This is a genomic window from Acinetobacter sp. YH01008, from assembly GCF_013420435.1.
Classification (GTDB): domain Bacteria; phylum Pseudomonadota; class Gammaproteobacteria; order Pseudomonadales; family Moraxellaceae; genus Acinetobacter; species Acinetobacter pseudolwoffii.
In genome coordinates this window covers 1-25,914 of sequence record NZ_VOYD01000006.1, presented here as the reverse complement: position 1 = coordinate 25,914, position 25,914 = coordinate 1, and the positions used below count along the sequence as shown (strand labels likewise).

General features: G+C 46.5%; 24 protein-coding genes. 12 read left to right on the top strand and 12 right to left on the bottom strand.

The window, feature by feature from the left end; genetic code table 11:
* Nucleotides 1-63: 63 nt before the first annotated feature.
* The 4 genes from xerD to thrC all read left to right on the top strand — a co-directional run bounded on the left by xerD (nucleotide 64) and on the right by thrC (nucleotide 4,520).
* Complete coding sequence (gene xerD, locus FTT75_RS05540; protein ID WP_005094442.1) at nucleotides 64-981, top strand: site-specific tyrosine recombinase XerD; 918 nt, start codon at nucleotides 64-66, stop codon at nucleotides 979-981.
* Nucleotides 982-1,080: 99 nt separating this feature from the next.
* Nucleotides 1,081-1,893 (top strand): DsbC family protein, encoded by an 813-nt coding sequence (locus tag FTT75_RS05535; RefSeq protein ID WP_180076071.1) that lies wholly within the window; start codon nucleotides 1,081-1,083, stop codon nucleotides 1,891-1,893.
* Nucleotides 1,894-2,018: 125 nt separating this feature from the next.
* Nucleotides 2,019-3,323 carry a homoserine dehydrogenase gene (locus tag FTT75_RS05530; protein WP_180186030.1) on the top strand — a complete coding sequence of 435 codons (1,305 nt, stop codon included), beginning with the start codon at nucleotides 2,019-2,021 and terminating at the stop codon, nucleotides 3,321-3,323.
* 57 nt (nucleotides 3,324-3,380) lie between these two features.
* Entirely contained in the window at nucleotides 3,381-4,520 is a 1,140-nt protein-coding gene (gene thrC / locus FTT75_RS05525) for a threonine synthase (protein WP_005094446.1), read from the top strand.
* 54 nt (nucleotides 4,521-4,574) lie between these two features.
* Here thrC and FTT75_RS05520 read toward each other — a convergent pair whose 3' ends face one another.
* The gene (locus FTT75_RS05520) at nucleotides 4,575-5,642 is read right to left on the bottom strand and encodes a serine hydrolase (RefSeq protein ID WP_141667085.1); all 1,068 of its coding nucleotides are present in this window, start codon (nucleotides 5,640-5,642) and stop codon (nucleotides 4,575-4,577) included.
* Nucleotides 5,643-5,861: 219 nt separating this feature from the next.
* Between FTT75_RS05520 and FTT75_RS05515 the strand changes: the two genes are divergently transcribed.
* The 3 genes from FTT75_RS05515 to FTT75_RS05505 are packed head-to-tail and all read left to right on the top strand — an operon-like array spanning nucleotide 5,862 to nucleotide 9,525.
* Entirely contained in the window at nucleotides 5,862-6,497 is a 636-nt protein-coding gene (locus tag FTT75_RS05515) for a response regulator (RefSeq protein WP_005108454.1), read from the top strand.
* A gap of 22 nt (nucleotides 6,498-6,519) precedes the next feature.
* Entirely contained in the window at nucleotides 6,520-8,085 is a 1,566-nt protein-coding gene (locus tag FTT75_RS05510; RefSeq protein WP_180186029.1) for a PAS domain-containing sensor histidine kinase, read from the top strand.
* Between the two features lie 15 nt (nucleotides 8,086-8,100).
* Entirely contained in the window at nucleotides 8,101-9,525 is a 1,425-nt protein-coding gene (locus tag FTT75_RS05505; protein WP_100329428.1) for a sigma-54 dependent transcriptional regulator, read from the top strand.
* Here the strand turns inward: FTT75_RS05505 and FTT75_RS05500 are convergent, their stop codons facing one another.
* The 4 genes from FTT75_RS05500 to lptF form a co-directional block, all read right to left on the bottom strand.
* Nucleotides 9,526-10,698 carry a S41 family peptidase gene (locus FTT75_RS05500; protein WP_180186028.1) on the bottom strand — a complete coding sequence of 391 codons (1,173 nt, stop codon included), beginning with the start codon at nucleotides 10,696-10,698 and terminating at the stop codon, nucleotides 9,526-9,528.
* A gap of 31 nt (nucleotides 10,699-10,729) precedes the next feature.
* Nucleotides 10,730-12,277: a 2,3-bisphosphoglycerate-independent phosphoglycerate mutase gene (gpmI, locus tag FTT75_RS05495; protein ID WP_180186027.1), complete on the bottom strand. Its 1,548-nt coding sequence runs from the start codon at nucleotides 12,275-12,277 to the stop codon at nucleotides 10,730-10,732.
* A gap of 124 nt (nucleotides 12,278-12,401) precedes the next feature.
* Entirely contained in the window at nucleotides 12,402-13,472 is a 1,071-nt protein-coding gene (gene lptG, locus FTT75_RS05490) for an LPS export ABC transporter permease LptG (RefSeq protein ID WP_005094459.1), read from the bottom strand.
* Nucleotides 13,473-13,474: 2 nt separating this feature from the next.
* Nucleotides 13,475-14,575 (bottom strand): LPS export ABC transporter permease LptF, encoded by a 1,101-nt coding sequence (gene lptF, locus FTT75_RS05485; RefSeq protein WP_005169028.1) that lies wholly within the window; start codon nucleotides 14,573-14,575, stop codon nucleotides 13,475-13,477.
* 156 nt (nucleotides 14,576-14,731) lie between these two features.
* Between lptF and FTT75_RS05480 the strand changes: the two genes are divergently transcribed.
* Genes FTT75_RS05480 through FTT75_RS05470 form a run of 3 tightly spaced genes read left to right on the top strand, consistent with a single transcriptional unit; the run spans nucleotide 14,732 to nucleotide 17,236 of the window.
* Nucleotides 14,732-16,180 (top strand): leucyl aminopeptidase, encoded by a 1,449-nt coding sequence (locus FTT75_RS05480; protein WP_180097329.1) that lies wholly within the window; start codon nucleotides 14,732-14,734, stop codon nucleotides 16,178-16,180.
* Nucleotides 16,173-16,580 (top strand): DNA polymerase III subunit chi, encoded by a 408-nt coding sequence (locus tag FTT75_RS05475; protein WP_005169032.1) that lies wholly within the window; start codon nucleotides 16,173-16,175, stop codon nucleotides 16,578-16,580. The genes FTT75_RS05480 and FTT75_RS05475 overlap by 8 nt, the downstream gene beginning before the upstream one ends.
* A 26-nt stretch (nucleotides 16,581-16,606) precedes the next feature.
* A complete protein-coding gene (locus FTT75_RS05470; RefSeq protein ID WP_005094469.1) occupies nucleotides 16,607-17,236 on the top strand; it encodes a hypothetical protein in 630 nt (209 codons plus the stop codon).
* Nucleotides 17,237-17,566: 330 nt separating this feature from the next.
* On the opposite strand, the gene FTT75_RS05465 is transcribed toward FTT75_RS05470, so the two are convergent.
* The 7 genes from FTT75_RS05465 to glnK form a co-directional block, all read right to left on the bottom strand.
* Nucleotides 17,567-18,112, bottom strand: coding sequence for a VTT domain-containing protein (locus tag FTT75_RS05465; protein ID WP_005094471.1), 546 nt, complete (start codon nucleotides 18,110-18,112; stop codon nucleotides 17,567-17,569).
* A 109-nt stretch (nucleotides 18,113-18,221) separates the two neighbouring features.
* Nucleotides 18,222-18,881: a riboflavin synthase gene (locus FTT75_RS05460; RefSeq protein WP_180186026.1), complete on the bottom strand. Its 660-nt coding sequence runs from the start codon at nucleotides 18,879-18,881 to the stop codon at nucleotides 18,222-18,224.
* A 22-nt stretch (nucleotides 18,882-18,903) separates the two neighbouring features.
* Complete coding sequence (locus tag FTT75_RS05455; protein ID WP_005094477.1) at nucleotides 18,904-20,196, bottom strand: DNA adenine methylase; 1,293 nt, start codon at nucleotides 20,194-20,196, stop codon at nucleotides 18,904-18,906.
* Complete coding sequence (gene ribD, locus FTT75_RS05450) at nucleotides 20,193-21,281, bottom strand: bifunctional diaminohydroxyphosphoribosylaminopyrimidine deaminase/5-amino-6-(5-phosphoribosylamino)uracil reductase RibD (RefSeq protein WP_005169044.1); 1,089 nt, start codon at nucleotides 21,279-21,281, stop codon at nucleotides 20,193-20,195. Before ribD ends, FTT75_RS05455 begins: the two co-directional genes overlap by 4 nt.
* Before the next feature lie 2 nt (nucleotides 21,282-21,283).
* Nucleotides 21,284-21,748 carry a transcriptional regulator NrdR gene (gene nrdR / locus FTT75_RS05445; protein ID WP_005094481.1) on the bottom strand — a complete coding sequence of 155 codons (465 nt, stop codon included), beginning with the start codon at nucleotides 21,746-21,748 and terminating at the stop codon, nucleotides 21,284-21,286.
* A 140-nt stretch (nucleotides 21,749-21,888) separates the two neighbouring features.
* Nucleotides 21,889-23,301 carry an ammonium transporter gene (locus FTT75_RS05440; protein ID WP_074383671.1) on the bottom strand — a complete coding sequence of 471 codons (1,413 nt, stop codon included), beginning with the start codon at nucleotides 23,299-23,301 and terminating at the stop codon, nucleotides 21,889-21,891.
* Between the two features lie 59 nt (nucleotides 23,302-23,360).
* Nucleotides 23,361-23,699 (bottom strand): P-II family nitrogen regulator, encoded by a 339-nt coding sequence (gene glnK / locus FTT75_RS05435; RefSeq protein WP_005094485.1) that lies wholly within the window; start codon nucleotides 23,697-23,699, stop codon nucleotides 23,361-23,363.
* Nucleotides 23,700-23,976: 277 nt separating this feature from the next.
* Between glnK and FTT75_RS05430 the strand changes: the two genes are divergently transcribed.
* Together FTT75_RS05430 and FTT75_RS05425 are read left to right on the top strand one after the other, a co-directional pair.
* On the top strand, nucleotides 23,977-24,204 hold the full coding sequence (locus FTT75_RS05430) for an accessory factor UbiK family protein (protein ID WP_005094487.1): 228 nt from the start codon (nucleotides 23,977-23,979) through the stop codon (nucleotides 24,202-24,204).
* 66 nt (nucleotides 24,205-24,270) lie between these two features.
* Nucleotides 24,271-25,761 carry a YifB family Mg chelatase-like AAA ATPase gene (locus FTT75_RS05425; RefSeq protein ID WP_180186025.1) on the top strand — a complete coding sequence of 497 codons (1,491 nt, stop codon included), beginning with the start codon at nucleotides 24,271-24,273 and terminating at the stop codon, nucleotides 25,759-25,761.
* Nucleotides 25,762-25,914 lie beyond the last annotated feature (153 nt).

Here is a 25,914-nt window from a genome sequence, read left to right as displayed (position 1 = left end):
TTAAACTACAGTGGAGAATACCTATTAAATTCATCGCTTTTTCAGATCAGATCCTTGCACCCTATGCTGAATAAAAAACCCCGTATTCCCGCCCCGGTTCAAATTCCTGAAGCCTTGAGCTATTTACAGGGTTTTCGTGATTATCTGATTGCGCAAACGGTTAGTCCACACACCCGAAATGCCTATTTATCTGATTTGCTGCAATGTGCAGAATGTCTGAGCAAGCCTTTGCCAGAATGGACCCATGACGATATTTCCGATGTATTGATTGCACTGACCAAACAGCAAAAAAGCCCACGCTCAATTGCCCGCTGTCTGTCAGCCTTGCGTTCATTTTATAAATTTCTGCGTGAACAGAAGCTGCGTAGTGATAATCCGGTGGCAGCGCATAAAACCCCGAAGCTTGGCCGCGCCTTGCCCAAAGACCTGTCTGAAGCCGATGTTGAGGCCTTGATTGATGCCCCCGATATCAATACTGCTTTAGGCCTGCGTGACCGTGCCATGTTTGAAGTGCTGTATGCCTGCGGTTTACGTGTCACTGAACTGATTAACTTGCGTCTGGAACTGATTAACTTAAAACAGGGCTATTTACGCATCGTCGGTAAAGGCAATAAAGAACGTCTGGTACCGATGGGACACATGGCCTGTGAATGGGTGGAAAAATATCTGAATGAAGCCCGTCCACAACTGTATAAGACTTCAACTGATTATCTGTTTTTGACTCAGCATGGCGGCATCATGAGCCGGCAAAATTTCTGGTATGCGATTAAACGCTATGCTTTACAGGCCGGGATTGCATCCGAGCTGTCACCGCACACCTTGCGGCATGCCTTTGCGACGCATCTGCTCAATCATGGCGCAGATTTACGTGTGGTACAGATGCTGCTTGGACATAGTGACCTGTCGACCACCCAGATTTATACCCATGTCGCGCAAGTGCGGATGCAGCAGCTGCATGCAGCGCATCATCCACGGGCTTAAAACATCTACATATGGAATAAACTGAGAAGTTTGACGTGTTTGTATTTTTTTTTGTTATGCTAATGCTCTGTTTTTAGTCCAAGAAGAAAAGGGTTATTTATGACATTTGCCCGCTCAAAAGTTTTTATGGCTTGTACACTTGCTGCTGGTTTGGGGCTTAGCGCATGTTCCAATTCCGATAACAACACTAAAAAGCAAGATACACTGACTGCAAGTGCACCAGCAACGGGAGAAGCCTCTACCCTGACCGAACGCAATGCACAACAGCGTCTGGTCTCTACCTTGGAAAAGCATTTCAAAACTGCGGGGATCAGTGCCAAAATTATCGATATTAAAACCACCGAAGTACCGAACCTGTTCTGGGTCAGTCTGGAAGATATGTCTGCGGTCTATGTCACCAGCGATGGTAAATACCTGATTCAGGGCGACGTGATCCGACTCGGTGATAAACAGCTGCATAATGTCAGTGAAAACCTGCAAGCCGGAATCAACAACAAACTCTTTGCCGAACTGAAAGCAGAAGATCTGCTGATCTATCCGGCCAAAGGCAAGGCCAAGCATGTGGTCTATGTCTTTACCGATGTCAGCTGTCCGTATTGCCATAAATTCCATGAACAAATGGATGAAATGAATAGTAAAGGTATTGAGGTTCGTTATATCGCCTGGCCGCGTGGTGAACAGCATATGCCGGCCATGGAAGCAATCTGGTGTAGTGCTGACCGTCATAGTGCTTTTGATCAGGCCATTGCCGGCGCACAGATTAGTGCAGAGAAATGTGAAAATCCTGTTCAAGATCAATATCACATGGGCCTGAATATGGGCGTCAATGGCACCCCTGCCATTTATAGTTCGGAAGGGGTTTACCTAGGCGGATATCTGTCTAGCGCTGAATTATTGAAGCGACTTAAATAACTCATTTTAATACGTTATTTAACTTTATTTTATACATAAAGATATTCTGAAATGACCCTAGAGTCATGGCGTTTTTTTAGCTATGATCTAGGTTCTCGTAAAAAACTGTTTATTTGGAGTGTGACGTGAAACCAGTTCGTCTGGCTATCCTCGGTCTTGGTACTGTAGGTGGTGGTGCCTTGAAACTATTAAAAGAAAATGCTGCTGAGATTAAACGTCGCACCGGTCGTGAAATTGAAATTACCTATGTAGGCACCCGTCGTCCACGTCCTGATCTGGACCTACCTGCATCAGTGAAACAAAGTGCAGACTTGATGGACATCGTGCGTCAACCTGACGTAGACGTGGTGGTCGAAGTCATGGGTGGGATTCATCCTGCTTTTGAAATCATTATGGAAGCCATGAAACATGGCAAGCATATTGTCACTGCCAACAAGGCGCTATTGGCTGAACATGGGAATGAGCTGTTTAAAGCGGCTGAAGACAATGCCGTGCAGATTGCCTATGAAGCGGCAGTGGCTGGCGGTATTCCCATTATTAAAGTGATTCGTGAAGGTCTGGCGGCCAACAAGATTGAATGGCTGGCGGGCATCATCAATGGTACGGGTAACTTCATTCTCAGCGAAATGCGTGAAAAAGGTCGTGCTTTTGAAGATGTACTGAAAGAAGCGCAAGAACTGGGTTATGCAGAAGCTGATCCTACCTTTGACGTTGAAGGGATTGATGCTGCACATAAACTGACGATTCTGGCTTCCTGTGCATTTGGTATTCCGCTACAGTTTGATAAAGTCTTTACTGAAGGAATTGGCAAAGTCACTGCACAAGATGTGAAATACGCAGAAGATTTGGGTTTCCGCATCAAACACCTAGGTATTGCACGCCGTACCGATGCCGGAATTGAATTACGTGTACATCCGACTTTAATTCCAGATGACCAGCTGATTGCGAATGTTAACGGCGTGAAAAATGCGGTTCTGGTACAAGCCAATGCAGTCGGTCCAACACTATACTACGGCGCAGGTGCGGGTGCAGGCCCAACGGCTTCTGCTGTGGTCGCAGACGTGGTGGATATTGTTCGTGATATCATTTATACCGAAGACGGTGCCGGAACCATTCCGCAACTGGCCTTTGAAGCCCTGACCGATTTACCGATCTTGAGTCGTGAACAAATGACCACCGGCTATTACATCCGTATTAATGCCGAAGATCAAATGGGCGTGCTTGCCGATGTCACCACGATCCTCAGTCGTGCCGGAATCAGTATTGATGCCATCATGCAGCAACCTCGCTTAAAAGACCTTATTCCGATCGTGATTCTGACCGATCCTATCGTCGAATCAAAAATGGATGCAGCGCTCTCACAAATTCAAGCATTACCCGTCATTCATGGCGAAATTGTACGAATTCGTTTAGAATCGCTTGATAATTAATCGGGTTAAGGGGAGTATTTCCCCTTGCCAAGCTCTACACACAATTGGAACATCATCATGTCGAATGCCAATCGTTATACTGGTTTAGTTGACCGCTATCGCGACCGTTTACCAGTGTCTGCAACTACTCGTGCGATCTCTTTGGGTGAGGGTAATACTCCACTGATCAAGCTTGAGAATATTCCACGCATTATTGGTAAAGATGTTGAAATTTATGTGAAGTACGAGGGCTTAAACCCGACTGGTTCATTTAAAGACCGCGGTATGACTATGGCAGTGACCAAAGCCGTTGAAGAAGGCTCTAAAGCCATCATCTGTGCATCCACTGGTAATACTTCTGCTGCTGCGGCTGCATACGCTGCTCGTGCCGGTATCAAAGCATTCGTGCTCATCCCGGAAGGCAAAATTGCCATGGGTAAAATGGCCCAAGCGATGATGTATGGTGCAATCACCATGCAAATTCGTGGTAACTTCGATGACGGCATGCGTCTGGTGAAGGAAGTTGCTGATCAGGCACCGGTAACGATTGTAAACTCAATCAACCCGTACCGCCTGCAGGGTCAAAAAACCATTGCTTACGAGATCGTTGAAGCTTTAGGTCGTGCCCCGGATTACCACTGCCTGCCAGTGGGTAACGCAGGTAATATCACTGCACACTGGATGGGCTATACCGAAGCGGTGGCCAATCAGTCGAAAGAAGAATTTGAGCAAGTGATTTACGATGCTGAAACCGATGCTTTCACTGGTCCTAAACCGGCTGGCTTGCCAATCATGGCCGGTTACCAAGCGTCTGGTGCTGCTCCGTTCCTGCGTGGTGGTCCAGTAGAAAATCCGGAAACTGTTGCAACTGCAATTCGTATTGGTAATCCGCAAAGCTTCAATCATGCCAAAGCTGTCGTTCGTGATTCAAACGGCTGGTTTGATGAACTGACGGATGCTGAGATTCTTGAAGCGCAACGTCTGCTGTCGATGTATGAAGGTGTATTCGTAGAACCTGCATCTGCTGCGTCTGTTGGCGGTGCAATCCGTGATATCAAAGCAGGTAAAATCGCTGAAGGTTCAGTAATCGTATGTACCGTAACCGGTAATGGTCTAAAAGATCCAGATACCGCGATCAAACAATGTGCCGATGCGGTGATGCTGTCTATCGACGCAACCATGGCTCAGGTAAAAGACTCTATTCTGTCGAACATGTAATTTCAGCCAGAATAAAAAACCCTGCATTTGCAGGGTTTTTTATGAGCGCAGAGATTAGATTCGTTTTGGTTGCTGGCTCACCCAGCTCATCAAACGGGTCGCATCATTGGTACGCGCCTGTGAGCTATTTGCACCTAACAGTACCACTGCCACCGGACGGTTATTCAGGGTCGTATGCATCACCACACAGCGCCCTGCTTCATTAATAAAACCGGTTTTAGAAATATTGATATTCCAGCCGCCGTTACGCACCAGTGCATTGGTATTATTCGATTTCAGTACACGATAACCCAAGTTAAAGTCATAGCTTGGTGTGGTCGAAAATTGACGAATCAAACCATATTGAGAAGCGGTATTCACTAAAATACCCAAATCACGTGCTGATGCCACATTTCCAGGGTGTAAGCCGGTTGATTCCATAAAGCGGGATGAATTCATGCCTAAGGCCTTGGCCTTACTGTTCATCGCTGCAATAAATGCACTGCGACCACCTGGATACGTTCGCGCCAAGGCTGCAGCTGCCGGGTTTTCAGACTTCATTAGAGCAAACAATAAAGCTTCGGCACGGTTCATGCTATCGCCAGCACGTAAGGTCGAGCTTGAGCTTTTACAACCTGCGCAAGAGAAATCAGCCTGTTGCAGCGTGATTTTTTCTGACATGTTTAAACGTGCATCGGAAATCACCACTGCTGTCATTAATTTGGTAATAGATGCAATCGGCAAAGCGGTATTGGTGTTTTTGCTAAACAGCACCTCACCGGTTTGCGCATCCATAACCAATGCAGCACGGGCATTTACAGAGGGTTGATTGCTATAACTGTTTGTATCAAAAATCTGTGTTGTTTTTGCTGGTTGCTGAACACTGACCGACTGCTGGGTGCTCGGTACACTCTGACGCAAGGTCGTGGTCACGGTGGCTGAACCGGGTGGCGAAGGCTCATCAGCAGCCACACGGAAATCATCACTCATCAGCTGATTGACTTCCTCAGAAGACCAACTAATGCTGGATCCGCCCTCTGTCGTGCCAGAATTCATAATGATTTCAGCAAAACTTGTCGCACTCATGCTGACTAACACGGACAGGCCCAATACATGCCTTAAAGACTTGTTTATTTTCTTCACTATTTCTTCACTCAACTAACAGAGGTAAGATTGATTTGCGTATTACCTCTAATATGCCTTACATTTAAACACATTGCAGAACATTTTTTGATCTTGACACTGTGTGATAAGTTTCAGATTTTATCTTGCGAATAGGATTGCTAATTTTGTACTTTCATTGCAAGCTTATTTTGCTTTATGTAACAAAAAAATGATTTTTTTAACAGAGGGAGAGCGTAGGTGATCACAGTTTTAGTTGTGGACGACCATGAATTAGTACGTACTGGAATTTGCAGAATGCTGGAAGACCATGCGGAGGTTCAGGTGATTGGACAGGCTGAATCTGGTGAAGAAGCGATTTCTCTGGTTCGTCAGCATCATCCGAATGTGGTTTTACTGGATGTGAATATGCCGGGCATTGGTGGCGTAGAAACCACGCGCCGTCTGCTTCAGAGCGCCCCTGAAACCAAAGTGCTGGCTGTCAGCGGTCTGGCAGAAGAACCCTATCCTTCGCTGTTATTAAAAGCCGGAGCCAAAGGTTATATTACCAAAGGGGCGCCGATTTCAGAAATGGTTCGCGCCATCAATAAAGTCATGCAAGGCGGTAAATATTTTAGTGCCGACATTGCAGAACAGTTAGCGAGTTCTTACCTTTCTGATACACAGCAATCGCCTTTTGATGCACTGTCAGAGCGTGAAATGCAAGTGGCGATGATGGTGGTGAACTGTATCAGCGCTCAGGAAATTGCTGACAAGCTCTTTGTCAGCGTCAAAACCGTAAATACCTATCGTTATCGTATTTTTGAAAAACTGAATATTGATAGTGATGTCAAACTGACGCATCTGGCCATGCGCTATGGGCTGATTAAACCTTAGCCTTTGGCGAGTCGCGCTGCATATGGCACAAAAACCCAATTATTCTGAACTCAATCAGTATCATTTAGGGATCTGGTATAGCGCGTATCGCCTGCTGATCAGCACTGGCCTGCTGCTGATTTTTCTGCTGACCTACCCCGAGCTAACCGGCGATTATCAATATCCACAGCTGTATTATTATGCGCTGGGAATCGGTGTTGCCATTAATACAGCGCAGATGTTCGCGTTGAAGTGGATCAGACGTCTGATCCAGCCGCAGCTGATCATGATTTTCTTTGTTGATGTCTGCCTATTAAGTTTGCTGACCTTGGCCAGCAATGGTCCGAATCTGCAAATCGGGCTGCTGTTCGTGATTACCATTTTTTCTGCATCTTTATTATTAGATGCAAAAAAAGCATTGGTCTTCACCCTGATTGCCGTCATTAGCATTATCTATCAGCATTTTATCGGCAGTATTTTTGCATTTTCCTCACTTAGCAATATCAGTAATAGCGCCCTGCTGGCCTTTTTGTTTTTTGTCGTCTATGGCACCGGGCAAATTGCCGTGCGCCGTTTTCAGATTCTGGAAAACCTGAACTTCTCTCAATCGCTGGAACTTCATCGCTTACAGAATATTAACCGTTATATTCTGGAGCAAATTGAAACCGGTTATCTGGTTCTGGATGAAAATTATCATGTGGTACTCAGTAATCCTGCTGCCTGTCATCTGCTTGGGATTGAATCCAAATACGGTCTGGAAAAATTTACCTTATACCAGTCACAGCCGGATTTATTTGAACTGATCCATTTTGAAACGCTGGAAAATGGTGAACGCTTTCAGTTTGAATCCCAGCAAAGTCGCTATAACATTCATGTCCAGGTACAAAAGCTGATTGTACCGCATCAAACCCTAACGCTACTGGTATTACAGGATGCCAAAAAACTCAATCAGCAAGTGCAACAACTCAAACTTGCCGCACTGGGGCAGCTTTCGGCCAGTATTGCGCATGAAATTCGTAATCCTCTAGCCGCCATTGTCCAGGCCAATGATTTGTATCTAGACTCGGAAGCTGAACAGCAACAGCTACTCCACCAGATGATTGGCCGGCAGGCGACCCGGATTGACCGGATTATTCAGGACACACTGAATATGGTCAAAAATAAAGAAACCCATCCGGTGCCGATTCATCTCAATGAATTTATCCCGTTATTTATCCAGGAAGATCTGGCTGATATTCGTGATCAGATTCAATTTAATATTGATGTCTCGCTGGCGATTCAGTTTGATGAGGCACAATTCCGGCAAATCCTGATAAATCTGATTCGCAACGCCATCCGTCACAATTCAGCAGATGCCAATTACATTCAGCTGAATATACATCCCTATGAACATCGGGTCTGGATTGATATCCGGGATTTCGGCTCAGGTGTAGCCATACACGACCAAGCCCTATTATTTCAACCTTTTTTCAGTACCTCGATTAGTGGAACCGGATTAGGACTGTACTTATCACATAGTTTTTGTGAAGCAAATCAGGCACAATTAAACTATATACAACAAGAACAAGGCGCATGCTTTCGCATTAGCTGCCAACGTATTACGGTATAAAGGGGTTTAAGGGAAATGAGTGTGGAACAACAGCCACTGGTGCTCTTGGTGGATGATGAAGAAGATTTATGCACCCTCATGCAAATGTCGTTGCTGCGGATGGGGATTCGTACGCACATCGCACATCGTCTGCAAGATGCTAAAAAATATCTTGCAGATCATCAATATGATGCCTGTTTAACTGACCTGAACCTGCCCGATGGCAATGGTTTGGAGTTACTGGACTGGATTGGTCATCTCTATCCTGCACTTCCGGTCGCGGTTCTGACCGCCTATGGCAACATGGAAATCGCGATTGCTGCACTCAAGGCCGGTGCCTTTGACTTTGTCAGCAAACCGATCAATCAGAAACATCTGGAACAGCTGCTACAAAAAGCACTGAATAAACCGGTGGATTATTCCCATAATAATCCAAATGATGCTTTAGAACATAAAATGCTGATTGGGCAATCGATACCGATTCAGCACTTACGTATTACCTTACAAAAAATTGCCCGCTCACAGGCACCGGTTTTTATTACTGGCGAATCGGGAACTGGCAAGGAAGTGGTGGCCAATCTGGTCCATCGCCTGAGCAACCGTAATGAAGGCCCTTTTATTGCAATTAACTGTGGTGCGATTCCCACTGAACTGATGGAAAGCGAACTGTTTGGGCATAAGAAAGGCAGCTTTACTGGCGCCGCTCAGGACAAACAGGGGCTGATTCAATCGGCACATGGTGGCAGCCTGTTTCTGGATGAAATTGCAGAACTGCCACTTTCCATGCAGGTCAAACTGTTACGTGCCGTACAGGAAAAACGTATTCGTCCACTCGGTTCAGATACTGAAATTGATGTGGATTTCCGCGTCATCAGTGCCACTCATCAGGATCTGGAAGCCTTGGTACAACAAGGCAAATTCCGTCAGGATTTATATTTCCGTATTCATGTGATGGATCTGACTTTACCGCCGCTGCGTGAACGGAGTCAGGATATTCTCTTACTCGCCGAACATTTTATTCAGAAGATTTGCCAGGAATGGGGCATTGCCAATAAAAAACTGACAGAACGCAGTAAAGAATTTTTATTGGAACAATATTATCCGGGTAATGTACGTGAATTGCGTAATATTATGGAACGTGCAATTACCTTGAGTGATGAAGAGCGGATTGATCTTCAGCATCTGCAAAGTGCACCGTTACGTCAGGCTCTTAATAGCGCTCAGGAGATGAATACGCTCACGAGCGAGATTATTGCGACTGACACCCTGATTGCCCCGAGAAAGCTCCCAGAAGAAGGCCTAGAGCTATATTTAGAAAAGATTGAAAAAGAAGTTCTACTCAATGCGCTGAATCTAACGCACTGGAACCGCACACTGGCCGCGAAAAAGCTCGGTATGTCATTCCGCTCCCTACGCTATCGTTTAAAAAAGTTCGGACTGGATACTGAGGAAGACGAATAATTATTTTTGCAGGAGCAGCAGGTCTGTGACGTGTTCCAGATAGCTCTCCTCACGCATTTCCTGCTTAAACGGATAACTGAAATGTGGCTGCACGCCCCGCCCTTCAATCATCTGACCACTCGGACTGAAGTATTGTGCCACTGTCATTTGTAAAGCAGAACCATTACTCAGTGGAAATAGCTTTTGTACCACACCTTTGCCATAGCTTTGCTCACCGACCACCCAAGCCCGGCTATGTTCTTTCAATGCTGCCGTAAAGACTTCAGCTGCCGAAGCTGAACGGTTATTAATCAGAACGCCCACTTTCAGATTCTGAAATTCAAAACTTGGCAGCGCCTGAAATTGCTGATTGCCTTCCGAACGGCTTTGGGTCGAGACAATCACACCCTGATTCAAAAATAAATCGGCCGATTCTACTGCGGCAGAAAGTAAGCCACCCGGGTTATTGCGTAGATCAAACATCACCGCTTTTAAGCGTCTGTCAGAATAGCTTTCAATCAGGCGCTTGATTTCATTGGCTGTATCTTGCTGGAAAACTTTGACCTGCAATACCAGTACCTGATTATTGTGCAGACTGGATTTAATTTCAGTATCGAGCTTGGTATTCCTTACCAGACGAACCACCGGACTTTGCGGGGAAAGCTGGATCATGAGCGTTGAGCCAACTGCTCCGCTCAATAACTGCCGAACTTGTTCCTGATTAAGGCTACTTAATACCTGATCGTCAATTTTATAAACAGTGACGCCATTACGCAGTCCCTGCTTGGCTGAATCTGCATCGGCATTCAGGCCCTGAACCACCCATTGCTTCATCTGCGAGTTAAATTGCAGATCGAAATCAATGCTGGCCAGATCACCTTCGGTATATTCACGCAGCTGCTTATAATCTTCAGGCGACAAATAGCGGGAATAGCGGTCTAAGCCACTGACCAGACCTTGGATTGCCTGTTGGAACAAGGCGTCGTCATTTTTGTCTTGAATATAATTGTCTTTGACGATGCCATAAATTTGTACGAATTCTTGAATGGATGCCACAGGAATTTCAGTATAGGCCTGACCATCCATTTCCATATCATCGAATGCCGGCTCTTTTGAGCCCGCACCCCAGGCCGAATGACTCAAACACATCAGTAAGCATGGTATAACGACAGACTTCCAATGTGTTGTTGCCATTTTTTACCTTTCTTTAAAATCTTATCGAAAATTATTGATTCAGTTCAATCAGGTTGCGACCTTGCATTTCCGCAGGGACTGGAACTTGCATCAGACTTAATAAGGTCGGTGCGACATCTGCCAATACGCCACCTTCTGCGATCGTGGCCTGAGTTGGACCTACATAAATAAATGGAACCAATTCAGTGGTATGTTGAGTATGCACCTGACCACTGTGATAGTCCTGCATCTGCTCTACATTACCATGATCGGCAGTGATAAGCATATGACCTTTTTGCGCCATCACCGCCTCATAAACCCGGCCTAAGCAGGTATCGACCGCTTCGACCGCTTTCACTGCGGCATCAAAAACACCGGTATGACCGACCATATCACCATTGGCATAGTTCACCACCAGCAGGTCAAATTCGCCTGAATTGATCGCAGCGACCAGCTCATCAGTCACTTCATAAGCACTCATTTCCGGTTTGAGGTCATAAGTTGCTACATTTGGTGATGGAATCAGGATACGTTTTTCACCCGGATATTCATCTTCACGACCGCCACTAAAGAAGAACGTCACGTGTGCATATTTTTCAGTTTCAGCAATACGCAATTGGGTTTTACCCAGATTTGACAGGTATTCACCAATCGAGTTGACCAACGCTTCTGGCATATAGGCCACAGGCGCATCAATCGTTGCTTGGTAACGCGTCAACATCACAAACTTGGCTAAGTTCGGCACCACTTTACGTGCAAATCCAGCAAAATCTTTTTCTACAAATGCGCGAGTCAATTCACGGGCACGATCGGCACGGAAGTTCATGAAGACCACGCTGTCGCCATCCTGAATTTTTGCCAGCTCACCAATGCGGGTGGCTTTGACAAATTCATCCGACTCATCTGCGGCATAAGCCTGTTCCAGACCTTGAACTGCGGTGGCAGCTGTACGGGCCGCTTCGCCTTCAGTCAATAAACGATAGGCCTGTTCGACGCGATCCCAACGGTTGTCACGATCCATCGCGAAGTAACGACCAATCATGCTGGCAATACGACCCTGACCCGGATATTGTGCAAACAGCGCATCCAGTTTTTCCAATGACGGTTGGGCACTTCGTGGCGGCGTATCACGACCATCCAGGAAAGCATGCAAATAAACTTTGACACCACGTTTCAGTGCCAGTTCAGCCATCGCAACAATATGGTCTTCATGCGAATGCACACCACCTTGAGATAAAAGGCCGAGCAAATGCACTGCACCACCTGAAGCTTTGGCTTTCTCCACCGCATCGACGAGTACTTCATGATTGAAGAAATCACCGGTACGAATGTCTTTGGTAATCCGGGTAAAATCCTGATACAGCACACGACCTGCACCGAGGTTCATATGTCCGACTTCCGAGTTCCCCATCTGGCCATCTGGCAGACCAACATCTTCGCCTGAACCCGAGATCAAACCATGCGGATGCTTGTCCTGCATTGCAGTTAAATTTGGTCGTTTAGCTGCTAAAAACGCGTTGTCTTCGACCGCTTCGCGATGACCCACACCATCCATAATCACCAAAACGTGAGGGATTTTGCCAGCAGTTGCATCCGTCATAATGAAATACTCTGTTCGTCTACGAATTAATCGCTCTATTTTAGCGAAGTTTGCAAAAAGAGGCCATGACCAGAGTATGGTTTAAGCCGCTCATCGCGATTGATTTGTTCTATTTTCCTGGGTCTTAGCGTGCCCGATGCAGCAGGTAACCCCCAATACCGAACATGATCAGAATCGGAATAAAGACAAACCATGCCGGAGATGGCGCATAGACCAGACTGGCATAGCCGAGGAAATCCTGTAGATAGAAAAAGCCCAGACCGGCAAATAAGGCAATCACCAGACGAAAACCCATGGATTGCTGACGCAGCGGCCCGAAAATAAATGAACAGGCAATCACCACCAGTGCAATCAGGGCAAAAGGAGAACCGAGTTTCTGCCAGAAAGCCAGTTGATAGGTTTTTGGCACCTGACTATATTCATGCATATAACTTGTGAAACTGATCAGTTGGCTCGGTGACAAGTCTTCAGGATCGATGGTGACCATATGCACATATTTTGGCTGTAATGCCAGTGCCAAAGGTTGCTGTTCCTGCTTGATCAGGGTAGCACTACCATTTTGCAGAATATCGAACTGCTCGGTATTGCTTAATGTCCAGGAGCCATCTGTGACGAATTCACCCTGATCCGCTTGCAAGGTGCCGCGTAAGCGATAATTTTCATCAAAATCCAGCATCTGCACATTTTTCAGCTGACCTTGCGAATTGGCATAATCAATATAAATAAAGCGCTGCCCTTCCCGTGTCCAGTAACCCCGCACTTCGCCCAGTTGCGCGGCTTTACTCGAACTTTTTACGCTCTTGGCCTGTTCATTGGTATAAGGAATCACCCACTCGCTCAAGGCAAATGACAAGACCACCAGCAGTAATGCTGAACGGATCACCCAGCCAACAATCCGCCACAGACTGATCCCGATCGAGCGCATCACAATCAGTTCACTATTTGAGGCTAATGTGCCCAAACCTAAAACCGCACCGATCAGCGCCGAGATCGGCAGAATTTCATAAAGATAATTCGGAGCACCCCAGAGCACATATTTCAAGGCATCCCAGGCGCCATAACCTTCTTTTAGTGAACCCAGCTCACCCAGATAAGTAAATAACACCTGTAAACCCGCCAACACAGCGGTTGCACCCAGCATCGCCAGCGCAGTGGTTTGGGTCACATGTTTTGCAACTATACGACGTGCCAACATTATTAAGACCTCACTCGCTGAATCTGTTTCTTGATTTTCGGGGCCAAATTCTGTTTACGTGAGAACAAGGCACCCGCAATCGCATAAGCAATCAGGATCAATGGATAAGCCCAGATCCCCATTTCCTCTTTACTGATCCGGGTTTTCACGGCCATTAACGCCACAATCAGACTGGCAAAGATCATGAGCGCCGGAAATAACTTGAGATAACGACCTTGGCGCGGACTCACTTCAGACAAGGCCACGGCCAGAATCAAAGCAATCAGAATCGCAAATGGTACAAATACCCGCCAGCCTAATTCACTGGCCACCACAGGATCCTGACGGTTCTGCCACAATTGCGAGGTTGGCAGGGCTTCAACTTCAGCACTGGCAAACTGTGCTTCCTCATCATTTTCTAAACGCAGACGATAGCTTGCAAATTCAGCCTGGGTATATTGCGGAGTGCCCGGATAGATTTCATAACGGCGACCTTGAATCAGATCGACCACATTGGCCGCATCATTTGGCACCTCAATGCGGGTGGCTTCCTGGGCCAGAATCATCACATCCGGTTTACCGGGTTTTTCTGCTCGCTGATAGAAGAAAATATCTTTTAAGTTTTTACGGTCTTCGGACAGATCACCGGCATAAATGGTATAGGGGCCAGAGGAAATAAATTCTTTGGGTCGTACCAGATCAAAGCCGGTGCGTACCGCCTGACTGGTGGTCAGCGCTTCAAACTGGCGGATTCCCCATGGCGCTGCCCAGAGCATCAAGCCGGCTTGGGCAATGAGAAACACCAAGGTCATCGGCACCAGAAGGCGCGCCAATTGATGCCGGCTGACACCACTGCCATTCATCACCGCCATTTCATGGTCGACATATAAACGGCCAAATACCAGCATCAGGCCAATAAAGAAACCGAGCGGAAGAATTAAGGTCAAAAACTCAGGCAAACGGTAGCCAATGATGCTAAATAAAATGCCTGCATCCAGACGGCCTTGCGCTGCGACACCAAAATACTTGATCAGTCGGCCACCCATCATGATCAAGGTCAATAAGGCAATCACCACCAAGGATGTCGAGACAACTTGCTTGACCAGATAACGCCGAATAATCAAATTAATTCTTCCAAAATAAGGTCTATAAAACGAGTGCTAGTTTACCCGAATAGCAAAAATATAAAACCTAGACGGCCCTACCCATTGAAACTCTATTCAGATAAATGGTTCAATGACTGAATGATTTACAAATCTAGACAGGCGTGAAAACAGAATATGAAACTTACAATTAATACGTCATTCCCAGAGAATGGATCAAGTCAATCTTTGTTGATTTTAGTTGACTCAGAACAACTTCAAAATACCACCTCAACCTATCAAATCAACAATTTAGACCGATTAATTGAAGCATCTCAGTTCAAAGCGGCTTTGGCTGAAAGTCTGAGCCTGATTGGCCAAGTCAGTCAGTCCAGCCATGCAGCACTGATCGGTTTAGGCAAAGTCACTGAATTGCAACCAGCAAAACTCGCAAAAATTGCCCAGACTATTATTCAGGCCACTCAAAAAAAATTCAAACAGATTTCTGTAGACCTGACACAACTTCCACAAGAATTGCATTATCTGTTTGCTCTGGCTTTGACTCAAGCCAGCTATGGTTATGATGAATATAAGTCGAAAAAGAATGAATTTGTACTTGAACAGATCGACCTGATTGCCACGCATAGCGTTTTAACGACAGAACAGCTGCAACTGGTTCAAGCAGTACAGAGCGGGCAAAACCTGGCACGTGATCTGGGCAACCGTCCGGGCAATATCTGTTTCCCGGAATATCTGGCAGATCAGGCCATCGCCTTGGCTGCTGAATATCCGGATTTACTGAAAGTCACGGTACTGGATGAACAACAGATGGCAGATTTAGGCATGGGTGCCTTCCTTGCAGTCAGCCAGGGTTCAGAGCGTCCGGGTCGTATTATCAGCATTGAATATCAATCAGAGCGTAGTGAAGCGCCAGTGGTACTGGTCGGTAAAGGCATTACCTTTGATACCGGTGGTATTTCACTCAAACCTGGCGCAGGTATGGATGAAATGAAATACGACATGTGCGGTGCAGCCTCTGTACTGGGTACCATGCGTGCATTGTGTGAGTCCCGCTTAGCTCTGCATGTGGTAGGAACCATTGCCGCAGCAGAAAATATGCCTTCTGGTAAAGCCACTCGTCCGGGTGACATCGTCACGACGATGAGCGGTCAAACGGTTGAAATCCTGAATACCGATGCCGAAGGTCGTCTGGTGTTATGTGACACCCTGACCTATGTGAAACGTTTCAACCCTGCTCTGGTGATTGATATTGCGACCTTGACCGGTGCATGTGTGGTGGCTTTGGGTTCCGTGCTGACAGGTCTGTTCACACCAGATGATAAATTGGCAGCAGAACTGGAAACTGCCGGCCAGCATTCATTTGACCGGGTATGGCGTATGCCGGTCATAGATGACTATCAGGAACAACTCGATTCACCATTTGCCGATATTGGCAATATCGGTGGCCCAAAAGCTGGTTCTGTCACTGCAGCCTGCTTCTTGCAACGTTTTACCCGTGAATATCGCTGGGCACATCTGGATGTTGCAGGTACAGCATGGAACTCAGGTGCCAATAAAGGCGCAACTGGGCGTCCAGTGCCATTATTGATGCAGTTCCTGGCCAACCGCGTTCAAACGAATGGCTAAGGTCAGCTTTTATTTATTTGAAAAAAGTCCTGAACGACAAGTCGAAAGTGCTTGTCGTTTATGCCGCAAGATTCTGCGCCAGCCGGCGCGGATCTGGTTACTATGTGCCGATGCAGCCTTGCAGCAGCAGCTGGATGAACGCCTGTGGAGCTTTGATCCCGCGAGTTTCATTCCGCATGGCATTGATCAGCCTGAGGCTAGCGTGTGTATTTCGGCAACATTGCCTGAACAGTCCGACTGGATTATTTTCAATTTTAATCCGGAAGCACTTGAACCTTACGCAAAATTTAGTCACATTATTGAGATCATTGAAAACCATGAAACGGCTAAACAGCTGGGTCGTGAAAAATTCAAACAATATCGTCGTTTAGGTATTGAGCCCAACACCCATAAGCTTTAACCGATATCACCCACAAGGAGAGGCATGTGGCATTAAATGTAGGTCCAGATTTTAAACAGCGCTGGTTAAATGTGCCAGAAGCTGTACGTCAGACCTTTATCGATGACCTCTCTCGGATCTGTGACATTTTAAAGCCTGAAACCTCTTTAGAAGAATGGCAGATTCGTGATCAGCGCTTACAGCAGGAATCTGAACGCAAGATTGAAGAAGCCTATGCGCAGCGCAAGGCTGAATTGATTGAGGCTGCACGTATTCGCAGACAGCTGGCACTCGAACAGGCCCTGGCCGATAAACGTGCTGCAGAGCAGGCTGCGATTGCACAGTTATATCAGGATGAACAGCGTAAATTTACTGAGCAGACCCAAGCCCTCGCTGACATAAACCTCAGTCTAGAGACAGAAATGCAGCACTATGTTGCCCGTTATCAGAAAAATCCTGAGCATAGTTTTGACTTTGCCCAAGGTCGTATCCAGATTCAAGACCACACCATTTTATCTGAATTAGAGAGTGTGCGTTTGCGTCTGGAACTGGAGGCAGAAACGGTGATTGAACAGACCATCAATGCACTAAGAGAACAAATGCGTGTGGCGGCCCAAGAAGAAATCGACTATATACTGAAAAATTCAGAATTTTCCGAGCAAGTGAGACCTGATTAAAAATCCCAACTCATATAAAAAGCCCGCTCATTCGGTAATGCTGATCAGTTAAGGAGTTTAGAAATAGACCCTTTAACTGTTTAGTCGTTCACGACGAAACCTTAAGGTTTTACATCAAACATCTGTAAAGCATTGGTTAATTTGGTTTTGTCCAAATGAGAAGCAGAGCTTCGCAAGGAAGATATCTTGCGGTGCAATACACCGCATGCCTCAAACAGTTGCGGATGACCTTTCCATCCATCAAATATAATTATGAATTTAAAAAAGAAAATACCAGTCAATTGCTTAACTGACTGGCATCCGGCTGATTCGGATTTTTAATTTGATCTTTTAGAGCACATCGGCCAGCATAAAGGCAGCATTTCCAAGCAAATAGCCAATACTTAACAAAGTACCAATCCAGAGAATACCACCCGTAATATTATAAAAGCTGAATGTGGCAAAACTCATATGGGCTGAACCGGCAGCAAAAGGGCCAAATGAACGAACAAAAGGAATAAAACGCGCAATCAGAATGGTTTTACCGCCATGTTTCATAAAATAGTGATTGGTTTTCACCATATATTCTGGCTTGAAATAGCGTGAATGCCGATTAAAATATTTTAGGCCCAGCACTTTTCCAGTGTAATAATTCACGGTGTAGCCGAGTACCGATGCAGTAAAGAGCAGTAATCCCATCGAATGCAGGGTCAATATATCGCTGCTGGCACATAAAGCTCCTACAGCCAGCAATAAACTGTCACCGGGCAGAAAAAAGAAAAATACTGAGCCGGTTTCCGCAAAAATCACCAGAAACAGGATCGCGTAGATCCACACCCCATATTGATCAAGCAATAGCGGTAATGACTGTTCCAAGTTGAGTAAAAAATCGAGCATTCGACCCGTCCACCAAGGCAATATTTGCAAATTGAATTGCTGATTATCCCGAAAAATAAAAAAACAGTCTAATTTTTCAATCAGACTGTTCAGTATTCAAGCATTCCGCTTATTTTAAAAAGCCATTTTCAGCCAGAAAATCCATGCTGATCTTAGACTGTTCAGTGGTATCTTCGGCTTTATCACCGAGCAATAAACGCTCGATATAACGTGCCAGCACATCCACTTCCAGATTGACCTTGCTACCCACTTTCCAGGTACCGATATTGGTACGTTCAGCCGTATGCGGAATCAAGTTCAGACTAATCACACAGCCACGCAAGTGATTAATGGTCAGGCTAATACCATCGACTGTGACCGAACCTTTTTCTGCCAGATATCTGGCAATTTCAGCCGGTGCAGTGACTTCATAATAAATCGAGCGTGCATCTGCACGCACCAAAGTGATCTCGCCGACTGCATCGACATGACCTGAAACAATATGGCCGCCAAAACGCGTGGTCGGCAACATGGCTTTTTCGACGTTAACAGGTTGACCGGCTTTCCAGTTGCCCAGTGTCGTCCTGTTCAGACTTTCACGGGACACATCAGCTGCATACCAGTTTTCGCCCCAGTCTATGACTGTCAGGCAGATGCCATTTGTAGCAATAGAATCACCCAGATGTACATCCGACATGTCCAGGTCAGTCTGGATACGTAAACGTACATCACCACCCACACTTTGCAGACTGTCTACTTTGCCAAGGCTTTCGATAATACCTGTAAACATTTTTATTTCCTTTTCTATTCTTTTACCAGAGTGCCAACTGGGTACTGACACCAGTGGTATCCACACCGCCCAATTCTGCATAATGATGCAACTGGCTGAGGAGTTGACGGATCGGTGGACCTGACCTGGCATGGGTATCGGTAATCACAATAAATTCCAGTACGCGTGCACGTTCAGATTGGCGCTGTTTGCTGACCCGATAACGTGGTACATCCTGAGTCAGCAAGGTCACCCGGCCACGTTTCAGGTTGGCCTGCAATAAATCAGTGGCGCTGATATTACCATCCGTTGAATAACTGGTCAGAATGAAACGCGCATTGATGGTCGCCAACAAGTTTTCATAGGCTTCTTTGGCATATTTGGAAGAGTTGTACTGGCTCGGACGCTCTTTGCGCCATGCCCGGTCAATCCCGCTCTTGAAGCCCTTGGTATCTGGCGTCGGTAAATCGGCCTGATCCCATAAGGTCAAAGCATTCAGGACATGGTAATTACTGCTATAGGCATGCTGATTATACGGTGGATCCAGATAAGCCACATCTACTTCAAAACCGCTCATCTGATTGGCCAGATGCTGGGCATCGACACACCACATTTCGGCAGCCATACCTTTCTTCTGATCCGACTCGCAAAAGCGGCTTGGGGTCAGCCACAGTAAAGATTCAATCCGTTCCAGCGCCGTTTGGGTTTTTCCGCCCCAGCCGTGGTGGAAACTCTTGAAAACGCCCGAGGTATTGCTGACAAAACTGGCTGAATACAGTAATGGTGCCAGCAAGGCAGACATCTCTACATCGTCAATGGCACCTTGGGCCTGCCAAGCTGCAATCTGCTGACGAATCGCATCAATACGCATGCCGTTACGACGTTTAAAGAACAAACGGTCACGGGCGGGATCATAAATTTCATCATTGCGCGGACACAGGTTATGCGTGACCCAGCCTTTCACTTCCGGCAGACGGTTCAGATAATCAATGGCTTTCTGATAGCCACCCAATTCTTTAAACGCCGGTGCTTCAGTACAGGCCAGTACCGCATGATTCAATGCATGGCTATAGGGTTCCCAGTCATTGGCAATCACGCGATAACCATTTTGACGGGCTAAGCGTGATACCACACCAGAACCAGCAAAAAAATCAGCAAAAATCGGCGCACGGCCATCTTCACGCTTCAGAGTTCCTGTAATTTCAAGTGCTTCCAGAATCAAATGTAATAAACGGCGTTTGTTGCCCAGATAAGGAACCAGCTGATGGAAAAGATATTCATCGGTGGTACGTGCCGCATGGCGACGTTTATGATAAACCGTAGACTCTGAACTCATAGTGTCTCTTGAAAAGGAATTAACCTGAAGCGCACGTCATCACCCAAGCGGGTCACATCGCGCAGCTTAAATCGGAGTTGTTCTGCCATAAGGCTGAATTCTGCATTAAACATAGTACGTGCAGACTGACCCAATAAGGTCGGTGCAACGTAACTGATCAGTTCATCAACCAATTGTTCTTGTAAAAATGCCGTAGATAAGGTCGCCCCTGCTTCCACCAAGACATCATAAATCTGATGCTGCTCAGCCAGCTGGGACAATAATTGTTTTAAAGGCTGTACCGGCAATTGTAACACACCCAGATCGGCCAGCTCTTGCCGAAAAGGTCCCATCACCAACACGGTGTCGGCTTGCGCTAGAATTTTCGCCGTTAATGGCAAACGCCCCTGACGATCCAAAATGATACGCTTGGGCTGTACTACTGTTTCAATATCTTCAATGCCATCGAGTTGCCGCACATTCAGCTGACAGTCATCGGCCAGAACTGTTTCAATCCCAGTGATGACTGCACCGGAAATGGCCCGCCAATACTGCACGTCCTGACGCGCCTCGGCTCCGGTAATCCATTTCGATTCACCGGATGCCATCGCCGTACGGCCATCCAGACTGGATGCAATTTTAAGTCGCACATACGGCATGCCGGTCGCCATGGCTTTCAGGAAACCTTGATTCAGCTGATGCGCTTGTTCCTGACCAATCCCGACTTCAACATCGATACCGGCATCTTTTAAAATCTGTACACCCTTGCCCGCCACCAGCGGATTTGGATCAGGACAGGCCACGACCACTTTAGCCACACCAGCTTCAACCAGACCCTTGGCACATGGCGGCGTTCGCCCATAATGCGCACACGGCTCCAAAGTGACATACGCGGTTGCACCACGTGCCTGCTCACTAGCCTGACGCAGCGCGAATACTTCAGCATGCGGCTGCCCTGCTTGAGGATGAAAACCCTCACCGATAATGACGCCATCTTTGACAATGACACAGCCGACATTCGGATTGGGCTTGGTCGAGTATTGACCTTGCTGGGCAAGCTGAATTGCGCGGCGCATCCAGACTTGATCTTGATTCAGTTCAGACATGCTTATTCTTGTGATTCTCGCTGTTGCATCTGTTCAATTTGATGACGAAAAGCTTCAACATCCTGGAAATCCTGATAAACCGAAGCGAAACGCACATAGGCCACGTGATCGAGTGCGAATAAAGACTGCATGACAATTTCACCGATGGTACGCGATTTCACATCACGCTCACCCAAACGGCGAATCTGTAACTGGATATCGCTCAAAACTGTTTCAATCTGCTCTTGGGTTACCGGACGTTTCTGCAAGGCATGCATCAGGGAACGACGTAATTTGGCTTCATCAAAGGGTTCATTCTTGCCATCCGATTTAATCACGCGCGGCATCACCACTTCATAACTTTCAAAAGTCGTAAAACGTTCATTACAACTGACACATTCACGGCGACGACGAATCTGACAGCCTTCAGCTGCCAGGCGTGAATCAATCACTTTACTGTCGGCAGTATTGCAAAATGGGCAATGCATAGCGGTTTAATTGAACAAATCCAGATGGATTCCGAGTGTAGCAAAAATTGCAAACTTTGTAGAGTCTTACGCAACATATAGAAAAAAAACAGCCCATTTGGGCTGTTTTGCACTATATATTGATTATTGTGTGTTTATTATTATTCGACACGTTCACCATGCTGGCTCAAATCCAGACCCATGCGCTCATCATCAGATGCGACACGGATACCAATGATCAAGTCAATCACTTTCAGGATGATGAAGGTCATGATGGCAGAGTAAGCGATGGTCGCAAGTACACCTTCAACTTGAACCCAAAGCTGGCTCATCATGTTGGCTGGCGCAGCATCCCCCATAATGAATTCGCTGGCAAAAAAAGCGGTCAAAATTGCACCGACCACACCACCTACACCATGCAGGCCAAACGCATCTAAAGAATCATCGGCTTTCAAGGCACGTTTCAGCGCAGTAATCCCCCAGAAACACACCACACCACCGATCAGACCCATCGCCAATGCACCACCGACAGTCACAAAACCTGCGGCTGGCGTAATCACCACCAGACCAGCAACTGCACCCGATACGCCGCCTAATACAGATGCTTTGCCACGTGCCAGTTTTTCAGTAATCAGCCAAGAGAGCGCTGCCGCTGCCGCTGCCACCTGAGTCACCACCAGCGCATAACCTGCAGAGCCGTTCGCACCCAAGGCAGAACCACCGTTGAAACCGAACCAGCCCACCCAAAGTAAAGATGCACCCACCACAGTAAGGGTCAAGTTGTGTGGCGCCATCGATTCACGGCCCAGGCCCATACGTTTGCCCAGCATATACGCTGCTACCAGACCGGCAACACCCGAGTTGATGTGAACCACTGTACCACCAGCAAAATCGAGCGCACCGTCATTACCCAACCAGCCGCCGCCCCAGACCCAGTGAGTAATCGGCGCATAGACAATCACCACCCAAAGTGCAATGAAAGCAACGAAAGCACCAAATTTCATCCGTTCTGCGATCGAACCACTAATAATTGCAACGGTAATGATGGCAAAAGTCATTTGGAAAATGACAAACAGAATTTCAGGAATGGTGCCTGAAAGCGCCTCTGTGGTAATACCGGCCAACATAAATTTGTCCAAGCTACCAATGAAGGCATTCCCTTCCCCGAAGGCCAGGGTATAACCGATAATCACCCAGACAATGCTGACGACTGCAGCGGCAATAAAGCTATGCGCCATGGTCGCCAGGACGTTTTTCTTACGGACCATACCGCCATAAAAGAGTGCTAGACCCGGAATGGTCATGAGTAAAACTAATGCGGTGGACGTTAAAACCCAGGCAGTATCACCTGTATCTAATGTTGCTTCTTCTGCAGGTACTGCTGTTTCAACTGGCGCTGCTTCAGCAATTGCTGCTGGAGTATCTGCCGTATTATTCAGTGTGATTTCGCCTGTTTCTTCAACAAGCACAATGTCTTCTGCGGGTGGTGTTGCTGTTGCAGCATTTTCAGCCCATGCAACAGAACCACCAAAAAGTGCGCCGGCCATGCCGAACGCAAGTAGCATTTTTTTCATTCGTATCCCCCAACCAAGTTTTTGTGAGTTCTTAGGTACTCAGCAAACTTCGTGCCAAGTTAAACAGCGTCTGCACCTGTTTCACCTGTACGAATACGGATGACTTGTTCTAAGTTCGTCACGAAAATTTTTCCGTCACCAATTTTTCCAGTGCTAGCAACACGCGTAATAGATTCAATGACGGAGTCAACCATGTCATCGCTAATCGCGATTTCAATTTTGACTTTCGGCAGGAAATCTACAACGTATTCAGCACCACGATAGAGTTCAGTATGGCCTTTTTGACGACCAAAGCCTTTCACTTCAGTTACAGTGATGCCTTGAACACCAATTTCAGACAATGCTTCACGAACATCATCCAATTTAAAAGGTTTTACGATTGCAGTTACGAGCTTCATGTTTGTTTTCCTTCGGCTTATTTCACCAGTAAGGTTTTACGTTCAAATTTCATGCCAAGATTCCTAAGGTCGGGGGAAATTAGAAAGCCCGGCATGCGGTTTATTTATACCTTATTTTATACTTATAAAGGTTTTGAATCTTTAAAAAACCGACATTTTTTATGTGGATTTTTACAATATCTCTTATCGATTAAGCCTATATTTTGTCTGAAATACTAGGGTCTGTATTCGAGCAATGCTAAACTGTCGCTTCCTTTCGATGGCGATGGATCAGACAATGATTGAAACCCTATTACAAGCAATTTTGCAGCAAGTTGAACAACCTAAGAAAGATCTGGAACAGAATATTCGTGCTCTATTAAATGAAGCTGTGACAAAAATGGATCTGGTGTCCAAAGAAGAAATTGAACGTCAACGTACTGCCCTCGATAATGCCAATCATCGCCTCAATGATTTGCTGAAACAGGTTGAAGCCTTAGAAGATAAAATTTCGAATAAAAAATAAGCACAAGTACAGTGCACAAAAGACCTAAGACCGATAAAAATAATGCACTAAATTGGAACAATAATAATGTCTTTTGCCAAAATTTATACGCGAGGCTTGCTTGGCCTGCACGCGCCTTTAATTGAAGTCGAGGTTCATGTCAGTTCCGGCATGCCTTCACTCACGATTGTGGGGCTTCCTGAAGCCGCAGTCCGGGAAAGTAAAGACCGGGTGCGTTCTGCCATTTTAAATAGTGGCTTTCAGTTTCCGACCAAACGCCTGACCATTAATCTGGCTCCAGCAGATCTACCGAAAGATGGTTCGCGTCTGGATTTACCGATTGCTTTAGGTATTTTGGTCGCCTCCGGACAGCTTCCGGAAAACTGCACCGATGATCTTGAGTTTATTGGAGAATTGGCTCTCGATGGTCAACTTCGCCCAGTCACAGGGATCCTGAGCATTGCGATTGCCTGTCAACATGATCAGCATCAACTGATGCTGCCGGGTCCGAATGCACAAGAAGCCTGCCAACTCCCGGACTTTAAGGTCTTTGCTGCCAATCATCTAAAAGAGGTGTGTGAGCATCTTGCTCAGACGCAGTGCTTAGCAGAAATACAAACCATCCCAGTCGATACCAACCATTTTTATAAATGTGATCTTGCCGATGTCAAAGGCCAATTGCGGCCACGGCGTGCACTGGAAATTGCAGCAGCGGGTGGCCATTCCCTGCTGTTTCGAGGACCACCGGGGACAGGAAAAACCTTACTCGCATCTCGATTAGCCAGTATTTTACCGCCTTTAAAAACCCAGGAAAATCTGGAAGTTGCCAGTATTTATTCAGTCGCCAATGCCAATCATCCTTTTGGCCAGCGGCCGTTTCGAGCCCCGCATCATACTGCTTCTGCTGTTGCACTGGTCGGTGGCGGCTCACACCCCAAACCGGGTGAAATTACGCTGGCGCATTTGGGCGTGTTATTTCTGGATGAATTGCCTGAATTTGATCGAAAGGTACTGGAAGTTTTGCGCCAGCCTCTGGAAGCCAAAGAAATTGTGATTTCTCGTGCATCACGTCAGATCACTTTTCCAGCCAATTTTCAGCTGGTGGCTGCCATGAATCCCTGCCCATGCGGTTATGCCTTTAATCAGGATATTCGCTGCCAATGTTCGCCTGACAGTATCAAGCGCTATCAGAACCGGATTTCAGGGCCGCTGCTGGATCGGATTGATTTACATATTGATGTACCGCCCTTACAGGCGCATGAGTTACAGGATAATCGGCCGACAGAGGACTCTGAAACGGTCAGACAACGCGTGATAGCAGCTTATGAGATTCAGATGCAACGGCAAAATAGCTTGAATATGAGTCTGAGTCCAAAGCAGCTAGAACATTATGCTGGCTTGGATCAGACTGCCCAGAATATGCTTGAACTGGCTCAACAAAAACTGAATTTATCAGCACGCGGCTACCATCGGGTCTTGCGTGTCGCACGCACCATTGCCGATTTAAGTCAAAGTCCAGATATTCAAAGTCAGCATCTGTCTGAAGCCCTCTCTTATCGCGGGCAGCAGCAGATTTAAGTCATTAAAAAAGGCGACCTAAGGTCCATTGCTGTCCCACAATTTTTCACAAGAGGAAGCTCATTTGTGCTTCCTCTTGTTTTATGGGTATTTTATCGGGTGAAAATAAAGCTTTTAAAGTTCTTCTTTCAAACAAATTCACTTGAATTATTC